The 25,177-nt window shown below is 66.0% G+C and carries 25 protein-coding genes; 18 read left to right on the top strand and 7 right to left on the bottom strand.

The window, feature by feature from the left end; genetic code table 11:
- The first annotated feature begins 76 nt into the window (after nucleotides 1-76).
- The 8 genes from pcaQ to EN786_RS08590 all read left to right on the top strand — a co-directional run bounded on the left by pcaQ (nucleotide 77) and on the right by EN786_RS08590 (nucleotide 8,206).
- Nucleotides 77-994 (top strand): pca operon transcription factor PcaQ, encoded by a 918-nt coding sequence (pcaQ, locus tag EN786_RS08625; RefSeq protein WP_127284634.1) that lies wholly within the window; start codon nucleotides 77-79, stop codon nucleotides 992-994.
- Nucleotides 995-1,177: 183 nt separating this feature from the next.
- On the top strand, nucleotides 1,178-2,494 hold the full coding sequence (locus EN786_RS08620) for an ABC transporter substrate-binding protein (RefSeq protein ID WP_127284633.1): 1,317 nt from the start codon (nucleotides 1,178-1,180) through the stop codon (nucleotides 2,492-2,494).
- A gap of 31 nt (nucleotides 2,495-2,525) precedes the next feature.
- Entirely contained in the window at nucleotides 2,526-3,260 is a 735-nt protein-coding gene (locus EN786_RS08615; RefSeq protein WP_281033899.1) for an ATP-binding cassette domain-containing protein, read from the top strand.
- Nucleotides 3,257-3,985 (top strand): ABC transporter ATP-binding protein, encoded by a 729-nt coding sequence (locus tag EN786_RS08610; protein ID WP_127284631.1) that lies wholly within the window; start codon nucleotides 3,257-3,259, stop codon nucleotides 3,983-3,985. The genes EN786_RS08615 and EN786_RS08610 overlap by 4 nt, the downstream gene beginning before the upstream one ends.
- A complete protein-coding gene (locus EN786_RS08605; protein ID WP_127284630.1) occupies nucleotides 3,982-4,878 on the top strand; it encodes a branched-chain amino acid ABC transporter permease in 897 nt (298 codons plus the stop codon). Before EN786_RS08610 ends, EN786_RS08605 begins: the two co-directional genes overlap by 4 nt.
- Entirely contained in the window at nucleotides 4,875-5,936 is a 1,062-nt protein-coding gene (locus EN786_RS08600; RefSeq protein ID WP_135908163.1) for a branched-chain amino acid ABC transporter permease, read from the top strand. The genes EN786_RS08605 and EN786_RS08600 overlap by 4 nt, the downstream gene beginning before the upstream one ends.
- 2 nt (nucleotides 5,937-5,938) lie before the next feature.
- Nucleotides 5,939-6,724, top strand: coding sequence for a coniferyl-alcohol dehydrogenase (locus EN786_RS08595; RefSeq protein WP_127284628.1), 786 nt, complete (start codon nucleotides 5,939-5,941; stop codon nucleotides 6,722-6,724).
- A gap of 36 nt (nucleotides 6,725-6,760) precedes the next feature.
- Complete coding sequence (locus EN786_RS08590; protein ID WP_127310785.1) at nucleotides 6,761-8,206, top strand: aldehyde dehydrogenase; 1,446 nt, start codon at nucleotides 6,761-6,763, stop codon at nucleotides 8,204-8,206.
- 19 nt (nucleotides 8,207-8,225) lie between these two features.
- On the opposite strand, the gene EN786_RS08585 is transcribed toward EN786_RS08590, so the two are convergent.
- From EN786_RS08585 to EN786_RS08565, 5 genes are all read right to left on the bottom strand, one after another.
- Entirely contained in the window at nucleotides 8,226-9,083 is an 858-nt protein-coding gene (locus EN786_RS08585; protein WP_127287229.1) for a sugar phosphate isomerase/epimerase family protein, read from the bottom strand.
- A gap of 5 nt (nucleotides 9,084-9,088) precedes the next feature.
- Nucleotides 9,089-9,865 carry an ATP-binding cassette domain-containing protein gene (locus EN786_RS08580; protein WP_127311936.1) on the bottom strand — a complete coding sequence of 259 codons (777 nt, stop codon included), beginning with the start codon at nucleotides 9,863-9,865 and terminating at the stop codon, nucleotides 9,089-9,091.
- The gene (locus EN786_RS08575) at nucleotides 9,862-10,848 is read right to left on the bottom strand and encodes an ABC transporter permease (RefSeq protein WP_127311935.1); all 987 of its coding nucleotides are present in this window, start codon (nucleotides 10,846-10,848) and stop codon (nucleotides 9,862-9,864) included. The genes EN786_RS08580 and EN786_RS08575 overlap by 4 nt, the downstream gene beginning before the upstream one ends.
- A gap of 147 nt (nucleotides 10,849-10,995) precedes the next feature.
- Nucleotides 10,996-11,985: a substrate-binding domain-containing protein gene (locus tag EN786_RS08570; protein ID WP_210214087.1), complete on the bottom strand. Its 990-nt coding sequence runs from the start codon at nucleotides 11,983-11,985 to the stop codon at nucleotides 10,996-10,998.
- A gap of 75 nt (nucleotides 11,986-12,060) precedes the next feature.
- On the bottom strand, nucleotides 12,061-13,134 hold the full coding sequence (locus tag EN786_RS08565) for a LacI family DNA-binding transcriptional regulator (protein WP_128273845.1): 1,074 nt from the start codon (nucleotides 13,132-13,134) through the stop codon (nucleotides 12,061-12,063).
- Between the two features lie 142 nt (nucleotides 13,135-13,276).
- Between EN786_RS08565 and EN786_RS08560 the strand changes: the two genes are divergently transcribed.
- Nucleotides 13,277-14,308: a hydroxyacid dehydrogenase gene (locus tag EN786_RS08560; RefSeq protein WP_127311484.1), complete on the top strand. Its 1,032-nt coding sequence runs from the start codon at nucleotides 13,277-13,279 to the stop codon at nucleotides 14,306-14,308.
- Between the two features lie 218 nt (nucleotides 14,309-14,526).
- Entirely contained in the window at nucleotides 14,527-14,832 is a 306-nt protein-coding gene (locus tag EN786_RS08555; protein WP_127311485.1) for a hypothetical protein, read from the top strand.
- Nucleotides 14,833-14,897: 65 nt separating this feature from the next.
- Here EN786_RS08555 and EN786_RS08550 read toward each other — a convergent pair whose 3' ends face one another.
- A complete protein-coding gene (locus tag EN786_RS08550) occupies nucleotides 14,898-15,575 on the bottom strand; it encodes a GntR family transcriptional regulator (protein ID WP_127311486.1) in 678 nt (225 codons plus the stop codon).
- Between the two features lie 240 nt (nucleotides 15,576-15,815).
- On the opposite strand from EN786_RS08550, the gene EN786_RS08545 reads away from it, so the two are divergent.
- The 8 genes from EN786_RS08545 to EN786_RS08510 all read left to right on the top strand — a co-directional run bounded on the left by EN786_RS08545 (nucleotide 15,816) and on the right by EN786_RS08510 (nucleotide 24,582).
- Nucleotides 15,816-16,403, top strand: coding sequence for an amino acid synthesis family protein (locus EN786_RS08545; RefSeq protein ID WP_127311487.1), 588 nt, complete (start codon nucleotides 15,816-15,818; stop codon nucleotides 16,401-16,403).
- Nucleotides 16,396-18,183 (top strand): alpha/beta fold hydrolase, encoded by a 1,788-nt coding sequence (locus tag EN786_RS08540; RefSeq protein WP_127311488.1) that lies wholly within the window; start codon nucleotides 16,396-16,398, stop codon nucleotides 18,181-18,183. Before EN786_RS08545 ends, EN786_RS08540 begins: the two co-directional genes overlap by 8 nt.
- Nucleotides 18,184-18,188: 5 nt before the next feature.
- The gene (locus EN786_RS08535; protein WP_135908161.1) at nucleotides 18,189-19,238 is read left to right on the top strand and encodes an LLM class flavin-dependent oxidoreductase; all 1,050 of its coding nucleotides are present in this window, start codon (nucleotides 18,189-18,191) and stop codon (nucleotides 19,236-19,238) included.
- Nucleotides 19,235-20,710, top strand: a complete 1,476-nt coding sequence (locus EN786_RS08530; RefSeq protein WP_127311877.1) for an aldehyde dehydrogenase — start codon at nucleotides 19,235-19,237, stop codon at nucleotides 20,708-20,710. The genes EN786_RS08535 and EN786_RS08530 overlap by 4 nt, the downstream gene beginning before the upstream one ends.
- Before the next feature lie 64 nt (nucleotides 20,711-20,774).
- A complete protein-coding gene (locus EN786_RS08525; RefSeq protein ID WP_127311878.1) occupies nucleotides 20,775-21,779 on the top strand; it encodes an ABC transporter substrate-binding protein in 1,005 nt (334 codons plus the stop codon).
- 67 nt (nucleotides 21,780-21,846) lie between these two features.
- Complete coding sequence (locus EN786_RS08520) at nucleotides 21,847-22,707, top strand: ABC transporter permease (RefSeq protein ID WP_135908159.1); 861 nt, start codon at nucleotides 21,847-21,849, stop codon at nucleotides 22,705-22,707.
- 1 nt (nucleotide 22,708) lies between these two features.
- Nucleotides 22,709-23,509, top strand: coding sequence for an ABC transporter permease (locus tag EN786_RS08515; protein ID WP_127283730.1), 801 nt, complete (start codon nucleotides 22,709-22,711; stop codon nucleotides 23,507-23,509).
- Nucleotides 23,506-24,582: an ABC transporter ATP-binding protein gene (locus tag EN786_RS08510; RefSeq protein ID WP_127310867.1), complete on the top strand. Its 1,077-nt coding sequence runs from the start codon at nucleotides 23,506-23,508 to the stop codon at nucleotides 24,580-24,582. Before EN786_RS08515 ends, EN786_RS08510 begins: the two co-directional genes overlap by 4 nt.
- 16 nt (nucleotides 24,583-24,598) lie before the next feature.
- On the opposite strand, the gene msuE is transcribed toward EN786_RS08510, so the two are convergent.
- The gene (gene msuE, locus EN786_RS08505) at nucleotides 24,599-25,159 is read right to left on the bottom strand and encodes an FMN reductase (protein WP_127310866.1); all 561 of its coding nucleotides are present in this window, start codon (nucleotides 25,157-25,159) and stop codon (nucleotides 24,599-24,601) included.
- Between the last annotated feature and the right edge of the window lie 18 nt (nucleotides 25,160-25,177).

Below are 25,177 nucleotides of genomic sequence, written 5' to 3'. Positions count from 1 at the left end.
TGTTAGCTTGCACTAGGTATTTGGTTCGGTAAAATGATATTTTGCGGCGTTTCATTAACTCCGAGGTTATCGAACCATGGCCGAAAGCCGCATCCGCTTCCGACACCTGCAGGCGTTTCTCGAAGTGGCGCGGCAAGGCAGCGTGGCAAGGGCGGCCGAGTTCCTGCATGTCAGCGCGCCGGCCGTGACCAAGACGTTGCGCGAGCTGGAAGAGGCGCTCGGCATCGCCGTCGTCGAACGCGACGGCCGCGGCATCCGCGTCACGCGGCTCGGCGAGATCTTCCTCGGCCATGCCGGCACGGCGATCACGGCACTGAAGCGCGGTGTCGATTCCGTCCGCCAGGACGGCGCTATCAACCGCCATCCGATCCGCATTGGTGCCTTGCCGACGGTGTCGGCGCGGGTGATGCCGCTCGCCATGAGCCTGTTCCTCGAGGAGAACACGGGCGCCGCCCTCAAGATCGTCACCGGCGAGAACGCGGTGCTGCTGGAACAGCTGCGCGTCGGCGCGCTCGATCTCGTCGTCGGCCGCCTGGCGGCGCCGGAGCACATGACCGGCTTCTTCTTCGAGCATCTCTATTCCGAACAAGTGTTGTTCGTGGTGCGGGCCGGACATCCGCTGTCGGAACCGGGGGCCGATATCTTCGCCCGCCTCGACGAATTCCCCGTGCTGATGCCGACGCGGGAGTCCGTCATCCGCCCCTTCGTCGACCGCCTGTTCATCACCAATGGCATGACCGCGCCGGCCACCGAAATCGAGACCGTCTCGGATTCCTTCGGCCGTTCCTTCATGCGCCAGAGCAACGCGGTGTGGATCATCTCGGCCGGCGTCGTCGCCAACGAGATCGCCAGCGGCGCCTTCGTCGCCTTGCCAGTCGACACCGAGGAGACCAAGGGACCGGTCGGCCTGACCATGCGCACCGACACTGCCCCCTCGCCGGCCTTTTCCATCCTGCTGCAGACGATCCGCGAGGCGGCGCGGCATAACGCCTGACAACGGACTCCGTTCGGCGCGGCATTTCATAACCTATGGGTTAATGAAACACCGCAAAATATCATTTTACCGAACCAAACCGCTAGTGCAATGTGACCGTGGAGGATCAAGGCCGAGCCCTGTCTGGCGGCACCGGAAAACCGGTACCGGCCCGTACGGGGACGGCCACGGAGGGAGGAGCAGATGACCAGGACTATCGGCAGCAAACCCGTTGTCGCCGGCATGTCGCGACGCCAGTTCATGGCCACTTCGGTGGCCGGCGGCGCGGCTCTTGCGCTCGGCCGCGGCAAGGCCTTCGCGCAGGCCGCGGACACCCTGAAGGTCGGCTTCGTCAGCCCGCGCACCGGGCCTCTCGGCGGTTTCGGCGAGACCGACGGCTACGTGCTCGACCTCGCCCGCAAGGCGCTCGCCAATGGCATCGAGCTCGGCGGCAAGAAATACAGTGTCGAGATCCTCGATCAGGATACGCAATCCGATCCCTCCCGCGCCGGCCAACTCGCCAAGGACCTGATCAACAACCAGGCCATCGACCTGATGCTCGCCGTCTCGACGCCTGAGGTGATCAACCCCGTAGCCGATGCTTGCGAAGCGGCCGGCGTACCTTGCCTGTCCACCGTCATGCCGTGGGAAGCCTGGTATTTCGGCCGCGGCGCCAAGCCGGGCCAGCCTTCGCCGTTCAAATGGACCTATCATTTCGGCTTCGGCGTCGACGAATTCTTCAAGGCCTATGTCTCGCAGTGGAATCTGATCGAGACCAACAAGAAGGTCGGCGTCATGTATCCGAACGACGCCGACGGCAATGCCATCCGTGCCCATCTTGCACCGCTGCTCGCCAAGCAGGGCTTCACCATCGTCGACCCCGGCGCCTACGAGACCGGCACCACCGACTATTCCTCGCAGATCGCGCTGTTCAAGCAGGAAGGCGTCGAGATCTTCAATTCCTTCCCAATCCCGCCGGATTTCGCCGCCTTCTGGCGCCAGGCGGCGCAGCAGGGCCTGACCCGGCAGATCAAGATCGCCCAGGTCGCCAAGACCGGCCTGTTCCCGTCCGACATCGAGGCGCTCGGCGACCTCGGCATGAAGATTGCGAGCGCCGCTTACTGGCACAAGGCCTTCCCCTACAAATCGCCGCTCACTGGTGTTTCCGGGACCGAGCTGGCCGACGGCTACGAAGCGGCGAGCGGCAAGCAGTGGACGCAGCAGCTCGGCGCCACGATGTCGCTGCTCGACGCCGGCTTCGAAGCGCTGAAGTCCAGCACCGACGCCAAGGACAAGGCGGCGGTCGCCAAGGCGCTGAGCGCGCTCAACACCGAGACGATGATCGGCAAGGTCGATTTCACCAGCGGCCCCGTCGCCAACGTCTCGCCCGGCCCGATCATCGGCACGCAGTGGGTGGCGGCGAAGGAAGGCAGCAAGTTCCCGCTCGACTATGTCGTGACCGAAAACGCCACCGACCCGAAGGTGCCGGTCGAAGCCAAGCTGCAGCCGTACAACGGCTGATTGGACTGCTGACGGGGTTCGCATCGTGACCATTTTGCCCAACGCTGCGATCCTCGATGCCGCCGGCATCCACAAGCGCTTCGGCGCGCTGGTGGTGCTCGACGACATCGACTTCGCCATGGGAGCCGACGAGGCGGTCGGCATTGTCGGCCCGAACGGCGCCGGCAAGACGACATTGCTCAGCGTGCTGTCCGGCGCCTATCCGCCCAGTGCCGGCACCGTCGCATTCAAAGGCGGCGACGTCACCGCGCTGCCGGCCACGGCGCGCTGCCGCCTCGGCCTCGTGCGCACGCATCAGGTGCCGAAGCCTTTCGGCGGCATGACCACCTTTGAGAACGTCTTCGTCGCCGCCTCGCATGGCGCCGGCCTCAAGCGCGACGAAGCCTATGAGGAAGCGCTTGGCTCGCTGAAACTCTGCGGCATGCTGGGCGTTGCCAACCGGCGCGCCGAGACACTCGGCTTGCTCGACCGCAAGCGGCTGGAACTCGCCCGGGCGCTCGCTGCCAGGCCGGCGCTGCTTCTGCTCGACGAGATCGGCGGCGGCCTGACTGACGGCGAGGCCGGCGAGCTGGTCGAGACCATCAGGGAATTGCGGCGCCGCAAGATCGGCATCGTCTGGATCGAGCACATCGTCCACATCCTGCTGCAGGTGGCCGAGCGACTGATCTGCATGGATGCCGGAAAGATCATCGCCGACGGCGATCCGCAAGCGGTAATGGCCAACCCGCATGTGATCAGCGCCTATCTCGGCGGAGGCCCGAAATGAGCCTGCTTTCGGTCGAGGATCTCGTTGTCCGCCACGGCCTGTTGCAGGCGGTACGCGGCGTCAGCTTCACCGTCGAGCGCGGCGAGACGCTGGCGCTGGTCGGCGCCAACGGCGCCGGCAAGACGACGCTGCTGCGCGCCATTGCCGGAGCGCATCCGCAGGCATCGGGTCGCGTGCGGTTCGACGGGGCCGACCTTTCCGGGGTGCCCTCGCACAGCAGAGTCGGCATGGGCATCGCGCTGGTGCCCGAAGGCAGGAAACTGTTCGTCGAAATGACGGTCGAGGAAAACCTCCTGCTCGGCAAGACCGCCGGCCGCCCCGGCGACTGGAGCGTCGACAAGGTGCTCGACACGTTTCCCAACCTCAAGCCGCGCCGCCATTCCAGGACCGGCCATCTGTCCGGCGGCGAGCAGCAGGCGACCGCCATCGGCCGCGCGCTGATGAGCAATCCGGAATTGCTGCTGCTCGACGAGGTCTCGCTCGGCCTGTCGCCGCTGGTCGTCGACCGCGTCTACGCCTCGCTGCACGGCCTGATCAGTTCCGGCACGACGATCATCCTGGTCGAGCAGGATCTCAACCGTGCCCTCTCCGTCTCCGACAAGGTCATCTGCATGCTGGAGGGAAGGATCGCGCTTGCCGGAGACAGCAAGAGCGTTTCGCGCGACGAGGTGACGAAAGCCTATTTCGGCCTGCATCGGAAGGGCGCCGGAGGCGTGCCGGCATGACCAACCAGATCGTCCAGGGCATCCTGCTCGGCGGCTACTACGCGCTGATCGCCTGCGGCCTCTCCTTCATGTTTTCGGTGATGCGCATCATCAACCTCGCCCATGGCAGCCTCGCCGTGCTGTCTGCCTTCGCGCTGTGGCAGCTCGCCTCGCGCTTCCACATTTCACCCTTTCTTGGATTGCTGATCGTCCTGCCGCTGATGGCCGCGATCGGCTGGGCCTTGCAGCGCTTCCTACTCGAACGCAGCGCGCGCGGCGGTGCGCTGTTGCCGATCCTGACGACCTTCGGTCTCGCAATCGTCATCGACAATCTCTTGTTCGAACAGTTCGGCGCCGACACGCGCTCGCTGGCGCCCTTTATCGGCAGCCTCTCCTACGATTCCTGGGAATGGCCGGGCAGCATCTATGTCGGCAAGCTCGCGGTCATCATCTTCGTCACCGCCGTGGCGCTGCTTGGCGGGCTGCAGCTCTTCCTCACCCGCACCGGCCTTGGCCGCGCGATCCGCGCCACCTCGGCGGACCCTGATACGGCCGGCCTGGTCGGCATCGATGCGCGCCGCGCCAATGCGGTCGCCGCGTCCATCGCCATGGTCACCGTCGGCCTCGCCGGCGCCTTCCTCGGCATGCGCGCCACCTTCGAACCCTATGCCGGCGCGCCGCAGTTGCTGTTCGCCTTCGAGGCGGCGGTCATCGGCGGCGCCGGCTCGCTGTGGGGCACGCTGATCGGCGGCATCGTGCTGGCGCTTGCCCAGACGCTCGGCGCCCAGGTACATCCGCAGGGCTTTCTGATCGGCGGCCATGTCGCGTTCCTGATCGCGCTGTTCATACGCCTGTCCACCTCCGGCCTCGGCCTGCGCGGCCTGCTGCGCCTGCCCGCGAGGAAGGCATCATGAGCGCCGCCTCCCCTGTCATCGAGCGCGGCACCGCCGCCTCGCGCATTGCCGCGATCGCGGTGGCCCTGATCATCGCGCTGCTGGCGATCGCGCCGCAATTCCTGTCGGTAGGCGCCGTCGACCGCATGACCGCGCTGTTCATCTATGTGATCCTCGCGGCGATGTGGAACGCGCTCGCCGGTTTCGGCGGACTGGTCTCGGTCGGCCAGCAAGTGTTCTTCGGCCTCGGCGCCTATTTCAGCATCCGGCTGGCGGATGCCGGCCTCAATCCTTTCGTCGCGCTCTTCGTCTCGGCGATCGTCGTCGGCGCGGTCTCCTGGCCGATCTCGCTGTTCATGCTGCGGCTCAGGAACGGCGAGTTCGCCATCGGCATGTGGGTGATCGCGGCCCTCACCCATCTCCTCGTCAACCTCGACCGGCTGGTGCAGGGCGAGACCGGCACGTCGCTGATCTCGCTCAACGTCTACGACGCTTCGACCAGACGCGTGGCGATCTACTGGCTGGCGCTGGCGTCGATGACCGCCCTGCTTGCCGTCCTGTTCGGCCTGCTGCGCGGCAGCACCGGTGCCGCCATCCGCGCCATCCGCGACAACGAGGATGCGGCAGCCTCGGTCGGCGTGCGCGTTACCGGCACCAAGCGGCTGCTTTTCGTTCTCGCCGCCTTTGGCATCGGCATTGCCGGCGCGCTGTGGCTGGCGACCTCGATCACCTTCCAGCCGAAGACCTATTTCAGCGTCCAGTGGACGGCCTACATGATCTTCATGGTGCTGGTCGGCGGCATCGGCACCTTCGAGGGCGCCATCCTTGGCGCGTTGCTGTTCTTCCTCATCGAGACCTGGTTCGGCGGCGCAGGCGTCTGGTACCTGATCGGCCTCGGCGCCACAGCGCTTGCCTTCTCGCTGCTGTTGCCGCGCGGCCTGTGGGGAACGCTGGAGGAGCGATTTGGGCTTCGGCTGCTGCCCGTCGGCTATAGCGTCAGAATTCCCGTCAACGCGACCCTAACGACGGGCGAGACTGCCTCGCCGGCACAGACAACGACATCTCGGGAGAAAGCCTGACCATGCTTTTCGGCAAGACCATCCTCATCACCGGCGTCGCCTCTGGCATCGGCGCCCGCACGGCGGAACTCGCCGGCCAACTTGGCGCCGACGTGATCGGCGTCGACGTGCGTGAGCCAGCTGCAAGTGCCGGCAGCTTCGTCAAGGCCGACATCTCGTCGAAGGCCGGCGTCGACGAACTGGTGGCACGGCTGCCGCTGCGCCTCGATGCGCTCTGCAACGTCGCCGGCCTTTCCGGCAACACCGGCGCCGTGTCGACGCTCGCCGTCAATTTCTACGGACTGCGCGCGCTTTCCGAGGCGCTGGCGCCGAAGCTTCGCGAAGGCGGCGCCATCGTCAACGTCGCCTCGATCGCCGGCTTCGGCTGGCGCGCCAATCTCAACCGCGCCGCTTCGATGATCGGCATCGAGGGCTTTCCCGATGTCGCCAGGGTGGTCGCCGACCATGCGGTCAAGAACGAGGAAGGCTATCCGGTCTCGAAGGAGCTTCTGCTGCTGTGGACCTTCCGCGCCGCGCATCAGGAGCGCTTCAAGAGCCGCGGCATCCGTGTCAATGCGGTCAGCCCAGGCCCGGTCGAGACGCCGATCCTGAAGCAGTTCCGCGCCGTGCTCGGCGACGACCGCGTCGACAGCGATATTTCGCGGGTGGGTCGTGCCGGCACGTCGGGCGATATCGCGCCGGTCGTGCTGTTCCTGTGCTCGGATGGCGCGCGCTGGATCAACGGCGCCAATGTGCCGGTCGACGGCGGCCTCGAAGCCTCGATCAACGCCGAGGTGCTCGGCTTCTAGTTTGCAACGCTCCACCCGGAGCGAGGGAGAGACCAAATGGATATCGGACTTCTGATCGACGGCGACGAAAGAACTGCAACGGGCAAGGCTTCCTTCGACCGCCTGGACCCCTTCACCGGCAAGCTGGCGACGCGCGCCGCCGCCGCCAGCATCGCCGACGCCAATGCCGCCGTCGGCGCCGCTGCCGCGGCCTTCCCGGCCTGGTCGCGGACGGGCCCAGGCGAGCGCCGCGCTTTGCTTTCCAAGGCCGCCGAGGTGATGGCCTCCAAGGTCGGCGAATTCACCAGGCTGATGATGGAGGAGACCGGAGCGACCGGGCCGTGGGCCGGCTTCAACGTTATGCTGGCCGCCAACATGCTGCGCGAGGCAGCCGCGATGACGACACAGATCGCGGGCGAGATCATCCCCTCGGACAAGCCGGGCACGCTTGCCATGGCGATCCGCCAGCCGGCCGGCGTCTGCCTGGGCATCGCGCCCTGGAACGCACCCGTCATCCTCGGCACCCGCGCGCTGGCGATGCCGCTCGCCTGCGGGAACACGGTGGTGCTCAAGGCCTCCGAGATGTGCCCCGGCACGCATCGCCTGATCGGCCAGGTGCTGGTCGAGGCCGGCCTGCCGAAGGGCGTCGTCAATGTTGTCACCAACGACCCGAAGGATGCCGCCGGGATCGTCGAGGCGCTCGTCGCGCATCCGGCGGTGAAGCGGGTCAATTTCACCGGCTCGACCAAGGTCGGCCGCATCATCGCCGAGCTCGCCGGGCGCCATCTCAAGCCGGCCCTGCTCGAGCTTGGCGGCAAGGCGCCGCTTCTGGTGCTTGACGATGCCGACATCGACGCGGCGGTCAACGCCGCGACCTTCGGCGCCTTCATGCATCAGGGCCAGATCTGCATGTCGACGGAGCGGCTGATCGTCGACGAGAAGGTCGCCGACGAGTTCGTCGCCAAGCTTGCAGCCCGCGCCGCGCAGCTTCCGGCCGGCGACCCGCGCGGCCATGTCGTGCTTGGCTCGCTGATCAGCAGCCAGGCCGCCGACAAGATGGAGGAACTGGTCGCCGACGCCGTCGCCAAGGGTGCGAAGCTCGTCGCAGGCGGCAAGCGTACCGGCACAGTGGTGGACGCAACGCTGCTTGATCACGTGACGCCTTCGATGCGCGTCTATGCGGAAGAATCCTTCGGGCCGGTCAAGCCAGTCATTCGCGTCAAGGGCGAGGACGAGGCGGTGCGCGTCGCCAACGACACCGAATACGGCCTGTCGTCGGCCGTCTTCAGCCGCGACATCAAGCGCGCCATGGCGGTCGCTGCCCGCATCCAGGCCGGCATCTGCCACATCAACGGCCCGACCGTCGGCGACGAGGCGCAGATGCCGTTCGGCGGTGTCAAAGGTTCCGGCTACGGCCGCTTCGGCGGCAAGGCCTCGATCGCCGAATTCACCGACCTGCGCTGGGTGACGATCGAGGATCCCGGCCAGCACTACCCGTTCTGACGGAGAGCCTGGCGACCTTCTATCTGCCGAGGCTCAGCCCTGCCTTCCTCGCCTCGTCGCGCAGGAACGGCAGGCCGACCTCGATGACGTCGCGCGGGTCTTCAGCCACCGGGCGCCACACCGCCAGTCCGCCGGCGATGTCGACGTCGACATGGTTCATGCTTTCGAGCGTGATCGGCCCCTCGTAGCCGATGTCGGCGATCGCCTTCATGCAGGCCGCCCAGTTGATCATGCCGCGCCCCGGCACGCCGCGGTTGGCTTCCGACACGTGCACATAGCCGAGGAAGGGCGCGGCCGCCTCGAAGCCGGCGGCAAAGCTCTCCTCCTCGATATGCATGTGATAGGTGTCGAGATGGATGAAGATGTTGTCGGCGCCGATGCGCTCGATGATCCGGGCCGCATCGATGCCGCGGTTGATCAGATGCGTCTCGTAGCGGTTGCAGGGCTCGATGCCGAGCTTCAGCCCGCGCGCCTTCGCCGACTTCGCCGCCCGTTCGAGGAAGCGGCACATGCCGTCGATCTCCTTGCGCGTCGGCGCCCGGCCCGTCGTCTTGCCGATCGTGCCGTAGGTGACGCCGCCGAGCGCCTCGCTGCCGACCTCGTTGCAGACCTTGAAGGCCGGCTGCAGGAAGTCGAGCGCCTCGTCCGGCCGCTCGACCACGTCGAGGGAACGCGGCAGGCCGAGCGACGGGATCAGCTCAACGCCATAGTGGGTGGCGAAGCCCCGCGTGCGCTTGGTGTCGATCTCCTCCGGGCGCAGCAGCGGAATTTCCATCAGCCCGATGCCGTGTTCCTTCAACCGGTCCATCTGCGGCTCGATGCGGGCAAGGTCCCAGACCGGAGCGATGGCGAAAGTGTGCAGTCCAAAGGTGTTCATGAGCTCTAGCCTCGTTGTTCGTGCGCCGCCGCGGCGCTGACATCGCCACCGCCGACGATGCGGCTGACGACTTCGTTCATGTTGGTCTTGCTGGTGACGAGATCGGCATCGGCGCGGCCGTGACGCAGCACGACGATGCGGTCGGTGACCGATAGCACGTCGTTCAGCCGGTGCGAGATCAGGATGACGGCGATGCCTTCCGACCGCAGCCGGCGGATCAGGTCGAGCACGCTCTGCACCTCGCGCACCGCAAGCGCAGCCGTCGGCTCGTCCATGATCACGAGCTTCGGGTTGAAGGTCAGCGCGCGGGCGATCGCCACCGTCTGCTGCTGGCCGCCCGAGAACGAGCCGACCGAGCGGTTGATCGACGGCAGTCGTGCGCCGAGCCGCTCGATCATCCGCGTCGCCTCGCGGTCCATAGCCGCCTTGTCGACGAAACCGGGAAACAGGCCGAACACCCGTTTCGTCGGCTCGCGGCCGAGGAAGATGTTCGATGCCACGTCCTGCTGCTTGGCCAGCGACAGGTCCTGATAGATCATCTCGATGCCGAGTTCGCGCCGCTGGCCCGGGTCGAGCCCAAGGATGTCCTTGCCGTCGAATTCGATCGAGCCGGAATCGGCACGGTAGATGCCGGTGATGGTCTTCATCAGCGTCGACTTGCCGGCGCCATTGTCGCCGACCAGCCCGACCACCTCGCCGGCAGCGACCTTGAGGTCGACGCCGTGCAGCACGTCGACCGCGCCGAAGCTTTTGCGGATGCCTTGAAGCGAAAGAAGCGTCATACGCGCGACTCCTTCCGAACCTGGTACTGGTCGATGAAGACGGCAAGGATCAGCACCGCGCCGATCGCCATCTGCTGGTAATAGGACTGCACGGCAAGCAGCGTCAGCCCGTTCTGCAAGACGCCCATGATCAGCGCGCCGATCATCGTGCCGAGGATCGAGGCGCGGCCGCCGAACAGGTTGGTGCCGCCGATGATCGCCGCGGTGATGGCGGTGAGCTCGTAGTTGATGCCGGCGGTCGGGTCGCCGGCATTGACGCGGGCGGTGAACAGCAGGCCGGCGAGCCCGGCGAGCGCGCCGGACAGCGTATAGATGATGCGGCGATGGTGCTCGACGCGGATGCCCGCGGCGCGCGCCGCGCCCTCGCTATCGCCCAGCGCCAGCGTGTGGCGGCCGAAGCGTGTGTAGGCGAGCACGCAATGCGCGACGATCGCCGTCAGCACCAGGATGATCACCGGCATCGGGATGCCGAACGGCCGCCCTTGCCCGATATAGACGATCGCCGACGGCAGCCCGTAGATCGCCCTGCCTTGCGAGATGACCAGCGCCAGGCCGCGCGCCAGGCCGAGCATGCCGAGCGTGACGATGAAGGCCGGCACGAAGGCGCGGGTGACGAGCTGCCCGTTGATGTAGCCGGCAAGGCCGCCGGCCAGGATGCAGGCGATGAGCGCGAAGACCGACGGCCAGCCGAGATTGACCGCGACGAAGGCACCCGCCACGCCGGCAAGGCCCATGACCGAGCCGAGCGACAGGTCGAGCCCGCCCGAGCCGATGACGAAGGTGGCGGCGATCGCCAGCACGCCGATCGTCGATGTCGCGAGCAGGATGTTGAGGAAATTGCTCAGCGACAGGAAGAACGGCGACAGCAGCGCCATCGCCCCGCTCAGCGCCACAAGCACCAGCAGCGACTCCAGCCTGATGTGGAGCCGTTCGACGGATGCGCGCTGCACCCGAGCCCAGAAACCGGGCTGTTCAGAAGCCATGTCTTTGCACCTTTGAGAGCGGCCGTTAGGCAGTAGGGCAGTAGGGATTAGGCAGTAGTGGATTAAGGAGCGACCTGAAGCGATGCGAACCGCTTACTCCCCTACTGCCTACTGCCTACTGCCTATTCCCTATTCCCTATTCCCTGCTCACTTCACATATTGCAGCATCGGCTCCTTGCCGGCGTCGAGCATTTCCTTGGTCAGCACCAAGGTAGGCACGGCGATGCTCTCCTCGACCTTCTCGCCGGCGAGCGCCTTCTTGACGTTCTCGACAGCCTGCTTGCCGACCAGATAGGGGAGCTGCGCCACCGAAGCGTTGAGGCGGCCCTCCTTGATCGACTTGACCGCATCCGAATTGCCATCGACGCCGATGATCGTCACCTGCTCACCCTTGCCCGCCGCATAGACCGATTCCACAGCGCCGAGCGCCATGGTGTCATTGGCGGAGAAGATGGCGACCAGGTCAGGATGCGCGGTCAGCGTATCGGTTGCGATCGAGGCCGCCTTGCCGCGATCCCAGTCGCCGGGCAGCGAAGCAACGATCTCCAGCCCCGGCGCCAGTTCCTTGAGCTTGTCGGCAAAACCCTTGGCGCGTTTCTGACCGGTGATGTTGCCGGAAAGGCCCTCGATCACCAGCACCGGACCCTTGGCGTCCTTGCCGAGCTTGGAGACTAGATATTCTGCGCCCTGTCCGCCGGCCGCGACATTGTCGGAGCCGATGCGGAAGGTGATCTTGATGCCTTCCTTGTCGAGCACCGCCGGATCGAGATTGCCGTCGAGGTCGACCACCTTGATGCCGGCATCCTGCGCCGCCTTCAGGCAGGGCAACAGGTTGGTCGAGTTGATCGCCGCGGTGATCATCGCCACCGGCTTGCGCTCCAGCATCGTGTTGCAGAGGTTGAGCTGCGGCTCGGCCGCCTGGTCGCTCTCGGCGGCCTGCTGGAAATATTTCACCCCGGCTTCCTTGGCGCCGTCCTCGACGCCCTGGCCCATCGCGCCCCAGAACGGGTTGGCAAGCGTTTTCATCAGCACGCCGTATTCGCCGTCCTCGGCCTTGGCGGCGCCTACTGCCGACATCGCCAGAGCGATGCCCAAGGCCATCGTAAATCGATTTATCTTCAGAACGAATGCTGTCACGTTTTCCTCCCTGTTGATGTCACGCGCCACGAGCCAAAGCCAGGTGCGGCGCCACTCGGTTTTCGACAATGGGGGCTATTGTCGGCTTCCTCCCCCCGAATGCGGGCCGCTGCCTGGCGAGCCAACGGATTCCCGCATCAACACCTTGCAGGGCTCGAGCCGCGCCCTGGGCGGGCCGCGCTCCCCCTCGATCCTGCGAAACAGCACGTCCATCGCATTGCTGGCGATCTCGCGCACCGGCTGCACCACGGCGGCGATCGCCGGCCAGGTCACCTGCATCCATTCGGCGTCGTCGAAGCCGACCAGCGAGATGTCGTCCGGGCAATGCCAGCCACGACGGCGGAATTCGGAAAGCGCCACCAGCGTGCCTTTGAGGAACAGCGAATAGACCGCCGTCGGGCGTTCACCCCGATTGGCACCCTCGCTGAAATAGTCGCTGAGCAGCGTCCGCAGCGGCTCGACCTCGCTTTCGGCAAGCACGACGTCGATGCGGATGTCGGGCACCAGTTGCAGCGCGGTCGCGCGAAACCCTTCGAGGCGGGCGCGCACCGTTGCCGCCTGCTGGCCGAGACCGACGACCAGTATGTGGCGATGGCCCTTGCCGACGAGCGCGCGCGCCACCTCCGCACTTGCCGCGGCGCTGTCGGCCGAAACCGTATCGAATGCGTCGTCGGCGAGCACGCGGTCGATCAGCACGCCGGTCATGCCGTTGGCTTTCATGAAGCCGGCCGCCGGCCCATGCTCGTTGCGCACCGGTGCCAGCACGATGCCGGCGACGCGCCAGTCGTGCATGCGGGCCAGGATCTCCTTTTCGCGCGCTTCCGACTCACGGCTGGAGGCGGCGACCAGCGTGAAACCGCGCTGCTCGGCGAGCCCCTCGAGCTCGCTGACCATCTGGCCGAAGAACTCGCTTTCGAACTCTGGCATGATGGCGCCGATGATGCGCCGCTTGGCCCGGCGCATGTCGGACGCCAGCGGATCGACACGGTAACCGAGGAGATCGACGGCATCGAAGACGCGCTGCGCATTTTCGGGCTTCACCGTGGTGACGCCTGCCAAAACCTTGGAGACGGTGGCGGCGGACACGCCGGCGCGGCTTGCCACGTCGTGGATCGACGGACGCCGCTGCTGGGTCTCCCGATGCGCCATCATCCTGCTCCGAAAGGCGGGTAGCCGCACGCCACCTCGCCAGCGCAATGGATAAATCGATTTTTCGCAGTTGTAAATCGTTTAATCCGGAGTAAAACACCGCTGTGAGTGGCACGATCCGGCAACGCCGGGAGGAAACATCATGTCAAACAATGCCTTGCCGCTGGTCATCAGCGCACCCGAGCCGCGCACGCTCGAGCTGATCTTCACACCACCGCAACTGGCGCTCTTTCGCAAGCGATATCGCATCGTGGAAACAACGCCCGAAGGTGTCGCCGGGTTGCCGGCGCATGTGCTTGCCGAGGCGCGCTACATCGTCGGCCAGCCGCCGCTCCGCCCGGAGACGCTGGAACGACTTCAGGCGCTGCGCTGCGTCTTCAACGTCGAGACCAATCTCGTCAACAACATGCCCTACGACACACTGTTTGCCCGCGGCATCCATGTCGTCACCACCGGCCTGGTCTTCGCCGAACCGGTCGCCGAGCTCGGCCTTGCCATGGCGCTCAACCTGGCACGCGGCATCGTCGATGCCGACCTTGCCTTCCGGCAGGGCAAGGAGCTGTGGGGCGGCGACGGCAACGCGACCGCGCGGCTCCTCTCCGGCGCCGAAGTCGGCATCATCGGCTTCGGCGATCTCGGCCGCGCGCTGAACCGCCTGCTGACGGGCTTTCGCACCCTGATCAGGGTGTTCGATCCCTGGCTGCCGCCGTCGATCCTCATCGACAACGGCGTCGAGCCCGCCTCGCTCGACAAGGTGCTGTCGGAGAGCGACTTCGTCTTCGTCGTCGCCTCGGTGACCAGCGAGAACCAGGGCTTCCTCGGCACCGAGGCCTTCGCGAAAATGCGCAAGGGCGCCGCCTTTATCCTGCTCAGCCGAGCCGGTGTCGTCGACTTCCCGGCGCTGATGCAGGCGGTCCGCAACGGCCAGATCGTCGCCGCCAGCGATGTCTTTCCGGAAGAGCCGCTGGCCAGGGACCATCCGGTGCGCACCCTGCCCGGCTTCCTGCGCTCCGCGCACCGCGCCGGCGCGCTCGACGTCGCCTTCAAGCGCATGGGCGACATGGTGCTGGAGGATATGGAGCTGATCGACCGCGGGCTGCCGCCGCTGCGCTCCAAGCGGGCGGAACGCGAGACGGTTTCCAGGATGCGATCGAAGCCGGTCGACAAGAACTGAGGACGAATTCCCGGTAACCGCGCAACGTCATTGCAGGCGTCGGCGGAGTACAATTGAATCGAACGTTGGGCGACCGAAAAGGTTCAATTTGCGCCGGATCCTGTTTCGACAGAATTATCATCTCTCCAATCGCCACATCGTGGAACTTTCGTCCAGACCTGTCGTTTGGCCTTCGATCGTTGCTTCGACGATCCCCAAAGCAACAGGAGGATTATATCGTGAACATCAAGATGATAGGGCTGGGCGCCATGGCGCTTTCGATGGTCGCCAGCTCGGCGCTGGCTGCAGGAAACACCGGCACATCGGCACTCGACGACCCGGCCAAGATGCAGCCCTTCTATACCGACTCCAGCATGAAGACGATGGTCAGCAGCGATGACTTCGTGAAGGCCTGGAAGGCGCTGACGCCAGAAGACCAGATGGCGATGATGACGGCCTGCGACGACGAGTCGAAGAACGCCAATCCCACCAACACCCATCCGGAGTTCTGCAGCAGCGTCAAGGCTAACGGCGGCAGCAAGTAGACCTGCCGACATCGCAATGGATGAAACGGCTCCGCTTGCGGGGCCGTTTTCTTGCTGGTCGGACCCTACAGCGATCGCAGCCGAAGCGCATCGCGGGCGATGCGCCAGGCGGATTCGACATGCCGCCGCGCCGCCGCCTCCGCCTCTTCCGGCTTGCGCGCCCTGATGGCGTCCATGATCGCGTTCATCTCGTTGATCGCCGGCTCGCGGCGGTTTTCCGAGGCTATCGTCATCGAACGCAGTTGGTTGATGCGAACATTGAGCCCGGTGACGATCTCCCAGGCGATCCGCTTGTCGGCGGCCTCGAACAGCACCTCGTAGAAGCTGGCCGTCGCCCGCATGACCTCGACCGGAGCGCCCGAGGCCCAGGCTTCGAGCAGCTTTTCCAGGGCGGCGTCGAGAAGAGCGATTTGCTCCTTGCTGGCCGACGTCGCGCAGGCCCGCGCGGCGATGCCTTCCAGCAGCGCGCGCAGTTCGTAGATCTCGTCGGTACGGCCGAGGTCGGGCTTGGCCACGGCTGGTCCGTGGCCCGGTACCATCTGCACCAGGCCCTCGGCCTCAAGTTGCCGCAACACCTCGCGCACCACCGAACGGCTGACGCCGAGCTGGTCGCAGAGCGGCCGCTCGACCAGCCTTTCGCCGGGCTGGAAATGGAAATCCATGATCGCCTCGCGCATGCGCTCCAGCGCCAGTGTCCGCAGCGTCTTGGCAGAACGGTCGATCCGAAGCGTGTCGTCAGGCATTTTTTCCGCCCTTAGGGCAATTCCAGGAAAAGTCTGAAGCGGTTTTCCGTCAGGAGTTGCGTCAAAACAAAGAGTTAGAGCGGGTCGCCGTTTCCATGGAACGGCGAGGCGCTCTGGCGTCGCCACAAAAACAGATTCCATGGCCGGTTGACAAGGTTCTTGGCTCTCCATATCATGGTATACCATAAGACAAAGCAGAAATGACGAACCCGCATCGCGCCGTTTCGTCCGAGGAATCTCATGAAACCGGCCATTCGCAAGATCGTGACCTATGTCGAGAACACGCTGATCGAAGGCGGCAAGGCGGCGCCCCGCCCGCTGCGCCTGATCGGCGTCGCGGCGGTGCTGACCAACCCGTGGGCCGGACGCGGCTTCATCGAGGACCTGTCGCCAGAGATTCGCGCCGTCGCCCCGGTGCTCGGCGAAACGCTGACCAATGAGATCATTGGCGTCGCCGGCTCCGGCGAAGTGATCGAAGGCTACGGCAAAGCCGCCATCTGCGGCACGTCGGGCGAAGTCGAGCACGCTTCGGCGCTGATCCACACGCTGCATTTCGGCAACCACTATCGCCGCGCCGTCGGCGCCAAGACCTATCTCGCCTTCACCAATCTGCGCGGCGGGCCGAACACGCCGATCATGATCCCGCTGATGGACAAGAACGATGAAGGCCGCCGCTCCCACTATCTCACGGTGCATTTCCAGATCGGCGACGCACCGGCGCCCGACGAGTTGGTGGTGGCGCTCGGCGCGTCGATCGGCGGCCGCCCGCACCATCGCATCGGCGACCGCTACCAGGACCTGAAGGAACTCGGGGATCTGCATGGCTGACGCCGCCGCACTGGCCCTGGGCAAGGCTCCCGACGGCACCGGCTTCATCCGAGCCGGGTCCGGAGCGCCAGTTCTGCTGATCCATGGCGTCGGCATGGGCGCGGCGATCTGGCAGCCGCAGATCGCCTTGATGCAGGACCGCTTCGACCTGATCGCCATCGATATGCTCGGCCATGGCGGCTCGCCGCTGCCGCCGCAGGATGCCGGGCTGCCGGACTTCGCCGACCAGGCGATCCGCCTGCTCGACCATCTCGGCCTCGACCGCGTCGCGGTCGTCGGCCATTCCATGGGCGCGCTGGTCGCACAGGAGATCGCGCTGCGCGCCCCGTCGCGTGTCAGTTCCGTCGTTTGCCTCAACGCCGTCTTCCGCCGCCCGCCGGAACTTGCGCAAGCGGTGCGCGAACGGGCGGCCGCCCTCGGCGGCCATGGCGATCCCCAGGCCATCGCCGCGACTATCGCGCGCTGGTTCGGCGATCCGATCCCGCCGGATCTGGCCGACGCCGCCGCGACCGCGCAAACCGCGCTCGAAGGCGTCGATGCCGAAGGCTACGCCCGCACCTATCGCCTCTTTGCCAGCGCCGACACGGCCCATGTCGATCGCCTGGCCGCACTTGCCGCGCCGGCACTGTTCATGACCGGATCGGAGGATCGCAATTCCACGCCTGCAATGTCCGCCGCCATGGCGCGGCTCGCGCCATCAGGACAATGCCTGGTGCTGAGCGGAGAAAAGCACATGATGACAATCGCTTCGCCCAAGAAAGTGACTCAGCACATCACGGCCTTTCTCGACCGGACGGCCGACGTTACCGCAAGCGCCGAGGCCGCTTTCGACGCAATCGAATTCCGCCGCGCGCTGGGCTCCTTCCTGACCGGCGTCACCATCGTCACCACGGTGGACGAGGCAGGCGACCCGCGCGGCTTCACCGCCAACTCCTTCACCTCAGTCTCGCTCGAGCCGCCGCTGGTGCTTGTCTGCATCGCCAAGAAGGCGCTGGGGCATCAAGCCTTCTCGACCTCCAGGGGGTTCGCGATCAACATCCTGTCGGAAGACCAGAAGGCCGCGTCCGGCATTTTCGCCTCCAAGGCGGCCGACAAGTTCGCGTCGGTGATCTGGCAGCCGGGCCAGACGGGAAATCCCGTGATCGAGGGTTCCGTCGCGGTCTTCGATTGCGACATGGAGCAACTGGTGGATGCCGGCGACCATTCGATCCTCATCGGCCGGGTCCACGATTTCACCCACAACGGCGCGCAGCCATTGGGCTATTGCCGGGGCGCCTATGTCACGCCGGGCCTCAGCCAGGAAGCGCTTGCCGCCGCCCCGCCCGGAACCGAAGTCGGCGCCATCCTCGAGAGCGAAGGCCGCGTGCTCTTCCTCGAGGCGGCGGACGGCTCCCACCAATTGCCGGCCGGACATGGCCTCGGCGCCGCGAACGATGCCCGCAGTCTGAGGGGAAAGCTTGCCGCCAAGGCGATCGACGCCGATCTTGGCTTCCTTTACGCGGTCTGGGACGATGCGACGGACGCCTCGCGCACCCATGTCTACTATCGCGGCACGGTGAGCGCCCCGCTGTCCGGCGACGGCCAGATCAGGCTTGTCGACATCGACCGGATGGCCGATCTCAAGATCGCCGATCCGGCGGTGCGCTCGATGCTCGCCCGTTATGCGCGCGAGCGCACCGAGGACCAGTTCGGCGTCTATGTCGGCAATGAGGTCGAAGGCGAGGTCCGGCCGCTCGCCAAGGCCGCGCCGTCAGCAGCAATCCATTCCGGCCACGGGTGAGACCGATGAAGTTTTCGCTTTTCGTCCATATGGAGCGCTCGGATCTGGCCAAGCCGCAATCCGAACTGCTGACGGAGCTGGAGGAACTCGTCGTGCTGGCCGAGCAGGCAGGCTTCGAGGCCGCCTGGATCGGCGAGCATCACGGCATGGAATTCACCATCTCGCCGAACCCGTTCGTCAACATCGCCTATCTCGCCGCCAAGACTTCAAGCATCCGCCTCGGCACCGGCACCATCATCGCGCCGTTCTGGCACCCGATCAAACTCGCCGGCGAAGCCGCGATGACCGACATCATCACCGGCGGCCGGCTCGACATCGGCATCGCGCGCGGCGCCTACAGCTATGAGTATCAGCGGCTCTTTCCCGGGCTCGACGCCTGGGGCGCAGGCCAGCGCATGCGCGAGATGGTGCCGGCACTGCGCGGCCTCTGGGACGGTGATTTCGAGTTGTCCGGCGAGTTCTGGTCCTTCCCGCCGACCACCTCCTCGCCCAAGCCCTTGCAAGCCCCCTACCCGCCGATCTGGGTGGCGGCCCGCGATCCGAATTCACACGACTTCGCCGTCGCCAACAAATGCAACGTGCAAGTGACGCCACTTGCCTCCGGCGACGGCGAGGTGGCGAGCCTGATGGAGCGCTTCAACACCGCCTGCGAGGCCCATCCGGACATAGCGCGGCCGGAAATCATGCTGCTGATGCACACATTCGTGGCCGAGGGCGCCGCCGACGCCGACCGTCTGGCACGGGATCTGTCGCTGTTCTACTGCCAGTTCGGCGCCTGGTTCCAGAACAAGAAGCCTGTGCATCAGGGCATTCTGGAGCCGCTGACCGAGGACGAGATCGCGGCCATGCCGCAATACGCGCCCGACAAGATCAGGCAGAACCTCGTCATCGGCGAGGCCGACGAGGTGATCGCCAGGCTGAAGGCCTATGAAGCGCAGGGCTACGACAAGTATTCGATCTGGATCGACAGCGGCCTTTCGCATGAGCGCAAGAAGAAGTCGCTGCGGCTCTTCATCGACAGGGTGATGCCGGCCTTCCAGGCGGGGTCGCGATGAGCACCGTAGCCTTCAAGAATTATATAGATGGGGCGTTCGTCGAGGCGGCGGCGACCTTTGACAGCATCGATCCTTCGACCGGCACCCCCTGGGCGACGATGCCGGCCGCTGGCGTCGCCGATGTCGACCGCGCCGTCGAGGCCGCGCATCGGGCGCTGCGTTCCGGTCCCTGGGCCTCGCTGACGGCGACGGCGCGCGGCAAGCTCCTGGTCAGGCTCGGCGATCTCGTCGCCGCCAATGCCGGCCGGTTGGCGGAACTGGAAACGCGCGACACCGGCAAGATCATCCGCGAGACGCGCGCCCAGATCGCCTATGTCGGCGACTATTACCGCTACTATGGCGGCCTCGCCGACAAGCACGAAGGCGCCTTCATCCCGATCGACAAGCCCGACATGGAGGTCACGGTCCGGCCGGAGCCGATCGGCGTCGTTGCCGCGGTCGTGCCCTGGAATTCGCAGCTCTTTTTGTCGGCGGTCAAGCTCGGCCCGGCGCTGGCAGCCGGCTGCACCGTCATCCTCAAGGCTTCCGAGGAGGGTCCGGCGCCGCTGCTCGCCTTTGCCGAGCTTGTCCATGAGGCCGGCTTTCCGGCGGGTGCCGTCAACATCCTGACCGGCTTCGGCCACGATTGCGGACGCCGCCTGACCAGCCACCCGCTCGTCGCCCGCGTCGCCTTCACCGGCGGCCCCTCGACAGCCCGCCAGATCGTCGCCAACACGGCCGAGAACCTCGCCTATACGACGCTGGAACTCGGCGGCAAAAGCCCCGTTGTCGTGTTCGCCGACGCCGATCTCGACAGCGCCGCCAACGCCGTCGTCGCCGGCATCTTCGCCGCGACCGGGCAGAGCTGCGTCGCCGGCTCGCGCCTCCTGGTCGAGCGCTCGGTCAAGGACGAATTCCTTGCCCGGCTGAAGCGCAAGGCCGAGGCGATTGCCATCGGCGATCCACAGGACACCGCCACCGAAATGGGGCCGCTCGCAACCTTGCGCCAGCGCGAACGGATCGAGACGATCGTCGCCGAAAGCCTGGCCGGCGGCGGCCGGCTCATCACCGGCGGCGCACGGCCCGAGGGCAAGGCGGACGGCTTCTACTACGCGCCGACGATCATCGAGGCGCAGGACCAGGCGCTTGCCTGCGTGCGCGAGGAACTGTTCGGACCGGTGCTCAGCGCGCTCGCCTTCGACAGCGAGGCTGAGGCCCTGGCTTTAGCCAACGACACGCCCTTCGGCCTCGCCTCCGGCGTCTTCACCACCAACCTCACCAGAGCGCACCGCATGGCCCGCGGCATCCACGCCGGCGTCGTCTGGGTCAACACCTACCGCGCCGTTTCGCCGCTGGTTCCGTTCGGCGGCTACGGGCTGTCCGGTCTCGGCCGCGAAGGCGGCATCGACGCCATCCGCGACTACACGCGCTCGAAATCGGTGTGGATCCGCACATCGGACGAGCCGATCCCCGATCCCTTCGTCATGCGCTGAGGCGGCATGGCGACGGTGCACTGAAGAACAAGAAACGGAACACACAAAGTCAGAGGAGAACGACATGAAACTGATTTTCGCCGGCATCCTTGCCGGCCTCATGGCAACGACGGCCGCCAAGGCCGAGGAAATGGTGTTCACCAGTTGGGGCGGCACCACCCAGGAAGCCCAGACGAAATCCTGGGCCGAGCCGTTCACCGCTTCAGCCGGCGTCAAGGTGCTGCAGGACGGTCCGACCGACTACGGCAAGCTGAAGGCCATGGTCGACGCCAAGAACGTCACCTGGGACGTGGTCGACGTCGAGATGGACTTCGCCATCAAGGCGGCCAAGGACGGGCTGCTCGAGCCGATCGATTTCGCCGTCGTGCCGAAGGACGATCTCGATCCGCGCTTCAGCAACGAGCACGCAATCGGCAGCTTCTACTATTCCTTCGTGCTCGCCTGGAACAAGGGCGCGGTCTCCGGCGAGCCGGCCGGTTGGACCGACATGTTCGACACCAAGAAATTTCCCGGCAAGCGCACCTTCTACAAATGGTCGGCGCCCGGCGTCATCGAGATCGCGCTGCTCGCCGACGGCGTGCCGGCCGACAAGCTCTATCCGCTTGACCTCGACCGCGCCTTCAAGAAGCTCGACACCATCAAGTCCGACATCGTCTGGTGGGGCGGCGGCGCTGAATCGCAGCAGCTGATCGCCTCCGGCGAGGCCGCCTTCGGCCAGCTCTGGAACGGCCGCGTCTTCGCGCTGGAGAAGGACGGCGCCGATGTCGGCGTGTCCTGGAACCAGAACCTGACCGCCGCCGACGTTCTGGTGGTGCCGAAGGGCGCCAAGAACAAGGACACGGCGATGAAGTTCCTCGCCGCGGCGAGCAGCGCCACCGGCCAGGCGAAGTTCGCCGAGGCGAGCGGCTATGCGCCCATCAACACCAAGGCCAAGGCCGAGATGCCCGCCGACGTGGTCAAGGGTCTGCCCGACGCCCATGTCGACGGCCAGATCAACCTCGACATGAACTACTGGGCCGAGCATCGCGACGAGATCGCCACGCGCTGGTACGCCTGGCAGGCGAAATAACGCCCGCCTTCTCGTGACAGAAGCGGGACGGCTTCCGCCGTCCCGCTTCGCAACCCGGGATACCGCTATGTCGGTGGAAATTGAGCAGAGCATCGCCAGAATGCGTCTTCCGGCAGGCCTCGCCGGCCTGCTGCCGGCGCTGACCCTGATCGGGCTTTTCTTCGTCGTGCCGGTCCTGGCGCTGCTTCTACGCAGCGTCACCGATCCGGCTCCCGGCCTGCAGAATTATGCGGCGCTGCTCGGCGACGGCACCTACGCGCGGGTGTTCTTCAACACCTTCCTGGTCGCCTTCGTCGTCACCGTCGTCACCGTTCTCGTCGCCTTTCCGGTGGCCTGGATGCTGGCGATCATGCCGCCGGCCCTCGCCTCGCTCCTGTTCGGCATCATCATCCTGTCGATGTGGACCAACCTCTTGACCCGCACCTATGCCTGGATGGTGCTCTTGCAGCGCACCGGCGTGATCAACCGGGCGCTGATGGCCATCGGCATCACCGACCAGCCGCTGCCGCTCATCAACAACCTCACCGGCGTCACCATCGGCATGGTCTACATCATGCTGCCGTTCATGATCCTGCCTTTGGTCGGCACCTTGCGCGCGATCGACCCGATGACGCTGCGCGCGGCAGCGCTTTGCGGCGCCAGCCCGCTCGCCGCGTTCCGCCGCATCCTGTTGCCGCTCTCGCTTCCCGGCATCGCCGCCGGCGGGCTGATGGTCTTCGTCATGTCGCTCGGCTATTTCGTCACGCCGGCGCTGCTCGGCGGCACGTCGAACATGATGCTTGCCGAGATGATCGCGCAGATGATCCAGTCGCTGCTCAACTGGGGCCTCGGCAGCGCCGCCGCCTTCATCCTGCTGGTCGTCACCATGGCGCTCTACGCGCTGCAACTGCGCCTTGTCGGCTCGAAGCGACCCGCGGGAGGCGCCTGAGATGCTGCTCGACTATGACCGCCTGGGCTGGCTGAAGGCTGCGCTGCTCGCCTTCACCGCTTTGGTCGCCGCCTTCCTGCTTCTGCCTGTTGTCTTCATCGTGCTGCTCTCCTTCGGCTCGTCGCGCTGGCTGGCCTTCCCGCCGCCCGGCTGGACGCTGAAATGGTATCAGGAGCTGTTCGCCGACCCGTCCTGGATCGAGGCGGCGCTCACCAGCGCCCGCATCGCCGCCCTGACGGCAATCCTTGCCGTCGCCGTCGGCCTGCTTGCCTCATTCGCGCTGGTTCGTGGTGAGTTCCGTGGGCGCGAGATGCTGCGCGGGCTGCTGCTGACGCCGATGGTGCTGCCGGTGGTCGTCTTCGCCATCGCCATCTACGCCTTCTTCCTGCGCCTTGGCCTCGGCGGCACCACGGTCGGCTTCGTCATCGCCCACACCGTGCTGGCGCTCCCCTTCGCCATCATCCCGATTGCCACCGCGCTCGAAGGATTCGACAAGTCGATCGAGGACGCGGCCATCGTCTGCGGCGCCAGCCCACTTGAGGCCAAGCTCAGGATCACCTTGCCGTCGATCCGCATCGGCATCTTCTCCGCCGCGATCTTCTCCTTCCTCGCCTCCTGGGACGAGGTGGTCGTGGCGATCTTCATGGCGAGCCCCACCCTGCAGACCTTGCCGGTCAAGATCTGGGGCAGCCTCCGCTCCGACCTCACTCCCGTCATCGCCGCCGCCTCCAGCCTGCTGGTCGGGCTCACGCTCGCCCTCATGGTGGTGACGGCACTCTTGCGCCGAAAGTTGCCGACATGACCGAGCCTTTCCTGTCGATCCGCAAATTGCGCAAGGCTTTCGGCGCCTTCGTCGCCGTTCATGACGTGACGCTGGAGATCCCCAAAGGCGAATTCCTGACCTTCCTCGGCCCGTCAGGTTCGGGAAAATCGACGACGCTCTATGCGATCGCCGGCTTCCAGGACCCGACCTCCGGCGATGTCCGGTTGCAGGGAAAGTCGCTGCTTGCGGTGCCCTCGCACAAGCGCAACATCGGCATGGTCTTCCAGCGCTACACGCTGTTTCCGCATCTGAGCGTCGCCGAAAACGTCGCCTTCCCACTTCGCGTCCGCCGCCGGCCCGACGCCGAGGTCAAGCGCAAGGTCGCCGACATGCTCTCGCTGGTGCGGCTCGAAAGTTTCGCCGAACGGCTTCCCGGCGCGCTGTCCGGCGGCCAGCAGCAGCGCGTCGCGCTTGCCCGCGCGCTGGCCTACGATCCGCCGATCCTCCTGATGGACGAGCCGCTTTCGGCCCTCGACAAGAAACTGCGCGAGGAGATTCAGGCCGAAATACGCCGCATCCACCGCGAGACCGGCGTCACCATCCTCTATGTCACCCATGACCAGGAGGAGGCGCTGCATCTGTCCGACCGCATCGCGCTGTTCAGGGATGGCCGCATCGAGCAGATCGGCACCGGCGAGGATCTCTACCTTCGGCCCGCGACCGATTTCGTTGCCGGCTTCATCGGCAATTCGAATTTTTTGGCCGCCGAGCATCTGGAAACCGTCGGCGGCGCCGCGACCATCCGGCTTGCCGACGGCTCGGTGCTCTCAGGCATCAACGCCAATGGCAGCTTCGGCAGCGGACAAAAGGCCAGGCTGATGATCCGGCCGGAAGCGTTTCGCCTGGAGCGTGGTCCGAGAAGCGCCGAGCTTGCCGTCGAGATCGTCGATGTCGCCTTCTACGGCGAGCGCCGCCGCATCGTCGCGCGCACCGCCGCCGGGCAGGAGATCGACATCAGGCCGACATCGTCGGCCATGGCGTCGCACGATGCGACGGCAAGCCGACGGCAGGTCTTTTTCGACCCGGCCGCCGCATTCCTGTTTCCCGCCTGATTGCTCTGGCGTGCCCCTATTCCGCGGCGACACTCGCCCCGGAGCGATTGGCAAGCACCAGCCCGACTTCGCCCACCGCCTGCGCGACGCGCTTCAGGATCGGCTCGGAGCGCAGCACGCCGTCGGCGAAATCCTTGTCGGTGGCATAGACCGCCGTCGACAGGGCAAGCGCCTCGAAGAAGCCGAACAGCGGCCGCAACTGGTGCTCGACGATCAGCGCATGCCGTTCGCCGCCGCCGGTCGCCAGAAGCACCACAGGCTTGCCGCGCAGGGCGGCCGGATCGATCAGGTCGAAGAAGTGCTTGAACAGGCCGGTATAGCTGCCCTTGTAGGTCGGCGAGCCGACCACCAGCACATCGGCATTGATGACTTTGTCGAGAATGGCGCGGGCCTGCTCGTCGAGATCGCGCGCCCATTTCGCCTGGCCGAGCGACGGGCCGAGATCCTCCACATCATAGGTGCTGGCCGACAGGCCATGCTGACGGGCAATATCCTTCACGACCTGTTCGACAAAGCCCCGGGTCTTGGAGGGTCGGGTGAAATTGCCGGAAAAGCCGACAACGGTGGGATTGGGCATGCTCAGGCACCTTCACGC

This window comes from Mesorhizobium sp. M4B.F.Ca.ET.143.01.1.1 (assembly GCF_004792275.1).
Classification (GTDB): Bacteria; Pseudomonadota; Alphaproteobacteria; order Rhizobiales; family Rhizobiaceae; genus Mesorhizobium; species Mesorhizobium abyssinicae.
Note: the sequence above shows the minus strand (reverse complement) of the source record. Positions and strands in the feature narration are given on the sequence as shown.

Coding starts and splice junctions, on each gene's coding strand:
- EN786_RS08525 (WP_127311878.1), top strand. CDS start 20,775: ATGAAACTGATTTTCGCCGGCATCCTTGCCGGCCTCATGGCAACGACG.
- EN786_RS08565 (WP_128273845.1), bottom strand. CDS start 13,134: ATGGCGCATCGGGAGACCCAGCAGCGGCGTCCGTCGATCCACGACGTG.
- EN786_RS08580 (WP_127311936.1), bottom strand. CDS start 9,865: ATGACGCTTCTTTCGCTTCAAGGCATCCGCAAAAGCTTCGGCGCGGTC.
- EN786_RS08510 (WP_127310867.1), top strand. CDS start 23,506: ATGACCGAGCCTTTCCTGTCGATCCGCAAATTGCGCAAGGCTTTCGGC.
- EN786_RS08520 (WP_135908159.1), top strand. CDS start 21,847: ATGTCGGTGGAAATTGAGCAGAGCATCGCCAGAATGCGTCTTCCGGCA.
- EN786_RS08585 (WP_127287229.1), bottom strand. CDS start 9,083: ATGAACACCTTTGGACTGCACACTTTCGCCATCGCTCCGGTCTGGGAC.
- EN786_RS08545 (WP_127311487.1), top strand. CDS start 15,816: ATGAAACCGGCCATTCGCAAGATCGTGACCTATGTCGAGAACACGCTG.
- EN786_RS08610 (WP_127284631.1), top strand. CDS start 3,257: ATGAGCCTGCTTTCGGTCGAGGATCTCGTTGTCCGCCACGGCCTGTTG.
- msuE (WP_127310866.1), bottom strand. CDS start 25,159: ATGCCCAATCCCACCGTTGTCGGCTTTTCCGGCAATTTCACCCGACCC.
- EN786_RS08605 (WP_127284630.1), top strand. CDS start 3,982: ATGACCAACCAGATCGTCCAGGGCATCCTGCTCGGCGGCTACTACGCG.
- EN786_RS08575 (WP_127311935.1), bottom strand. CDS start 10,848: ATGGCTTCTGAACAGCCCGGTTTCTGGGCTCGGGTGCAGCGCGCATCC.
- EN786_RS08530 (WP_127311877.1), top strand. CDS start 19,235: ATGAGCACCGTAGCCTTCAAGAATTATATAGATGGGGCGTTCGTCGAG.
- EN786_RS08595 (WP_127284628.1), top strand. CDS start 5,939: ATGCTTTTCGGCAAGACCATCCTCATCACCGGCGTCGCCTCTGGCATC.
- EN786_RS08600 (WP_135908163.1), top strand. CDS start 4,875: ATGAGCGCCGCCTCCCCTGTCATCGAGCGCGGCACCGCCGCCTCGCGC.
- pcaQ (WP_127284634.1), top strand. CDS start 77: ATGGCCGAAAGCCGCATCCGCTTCCGACACCTGCAGGCGTTTCTCGAA.
- EN786_RS08540 (WP_127311488.1), top strand. CDS start 16,396: ATGGCTGACGCCGCCGCACTGGCCCTGGGCAAGGCTCCCGACGGCACC.
- EN786_RS08535 (WP_135908161.1), top strand. CDS start 18,189: ATGAAGTTTTCGCTTTTCGTCCATATGGAGCGCTCGGATCTGGCCAAG.
- EN786_RS08515 (WP_127283730.1), top strand. CDS start 22,709: ATGCTGCTCGACTATGACCGCCTGGGCTGGCTGAAGGCTGCGCTGCTC.
- EN786_RS08550 (WP_127311486.1), bottom strand. CDS start 15,575: ATGCCTGACGACACGCTTCGGATCGACCGTTCTGCCAAGACGCTGCGG.
- EN786_RS08590 (WP_127310785.1), top strand. CDS start 6,761: ATGGATATCGGACTTCTGATCGACGGCGACGAAAGAACTGCAACGGGC.
- EN786_RS08560 (WP_127311484.1), top strand. CDS start 13,277: ATGTCAAACAATGCCTTGCCGCTGGTCATCAGCGCACCCGAGCCGCGC.
- EN786_RS08620 (WP_127284633.1), top strand. CDS start 1,178: ATGACCAGGACTATCGGCAGCAAACCCGTTGTCGCCGGCATGTCGCGA.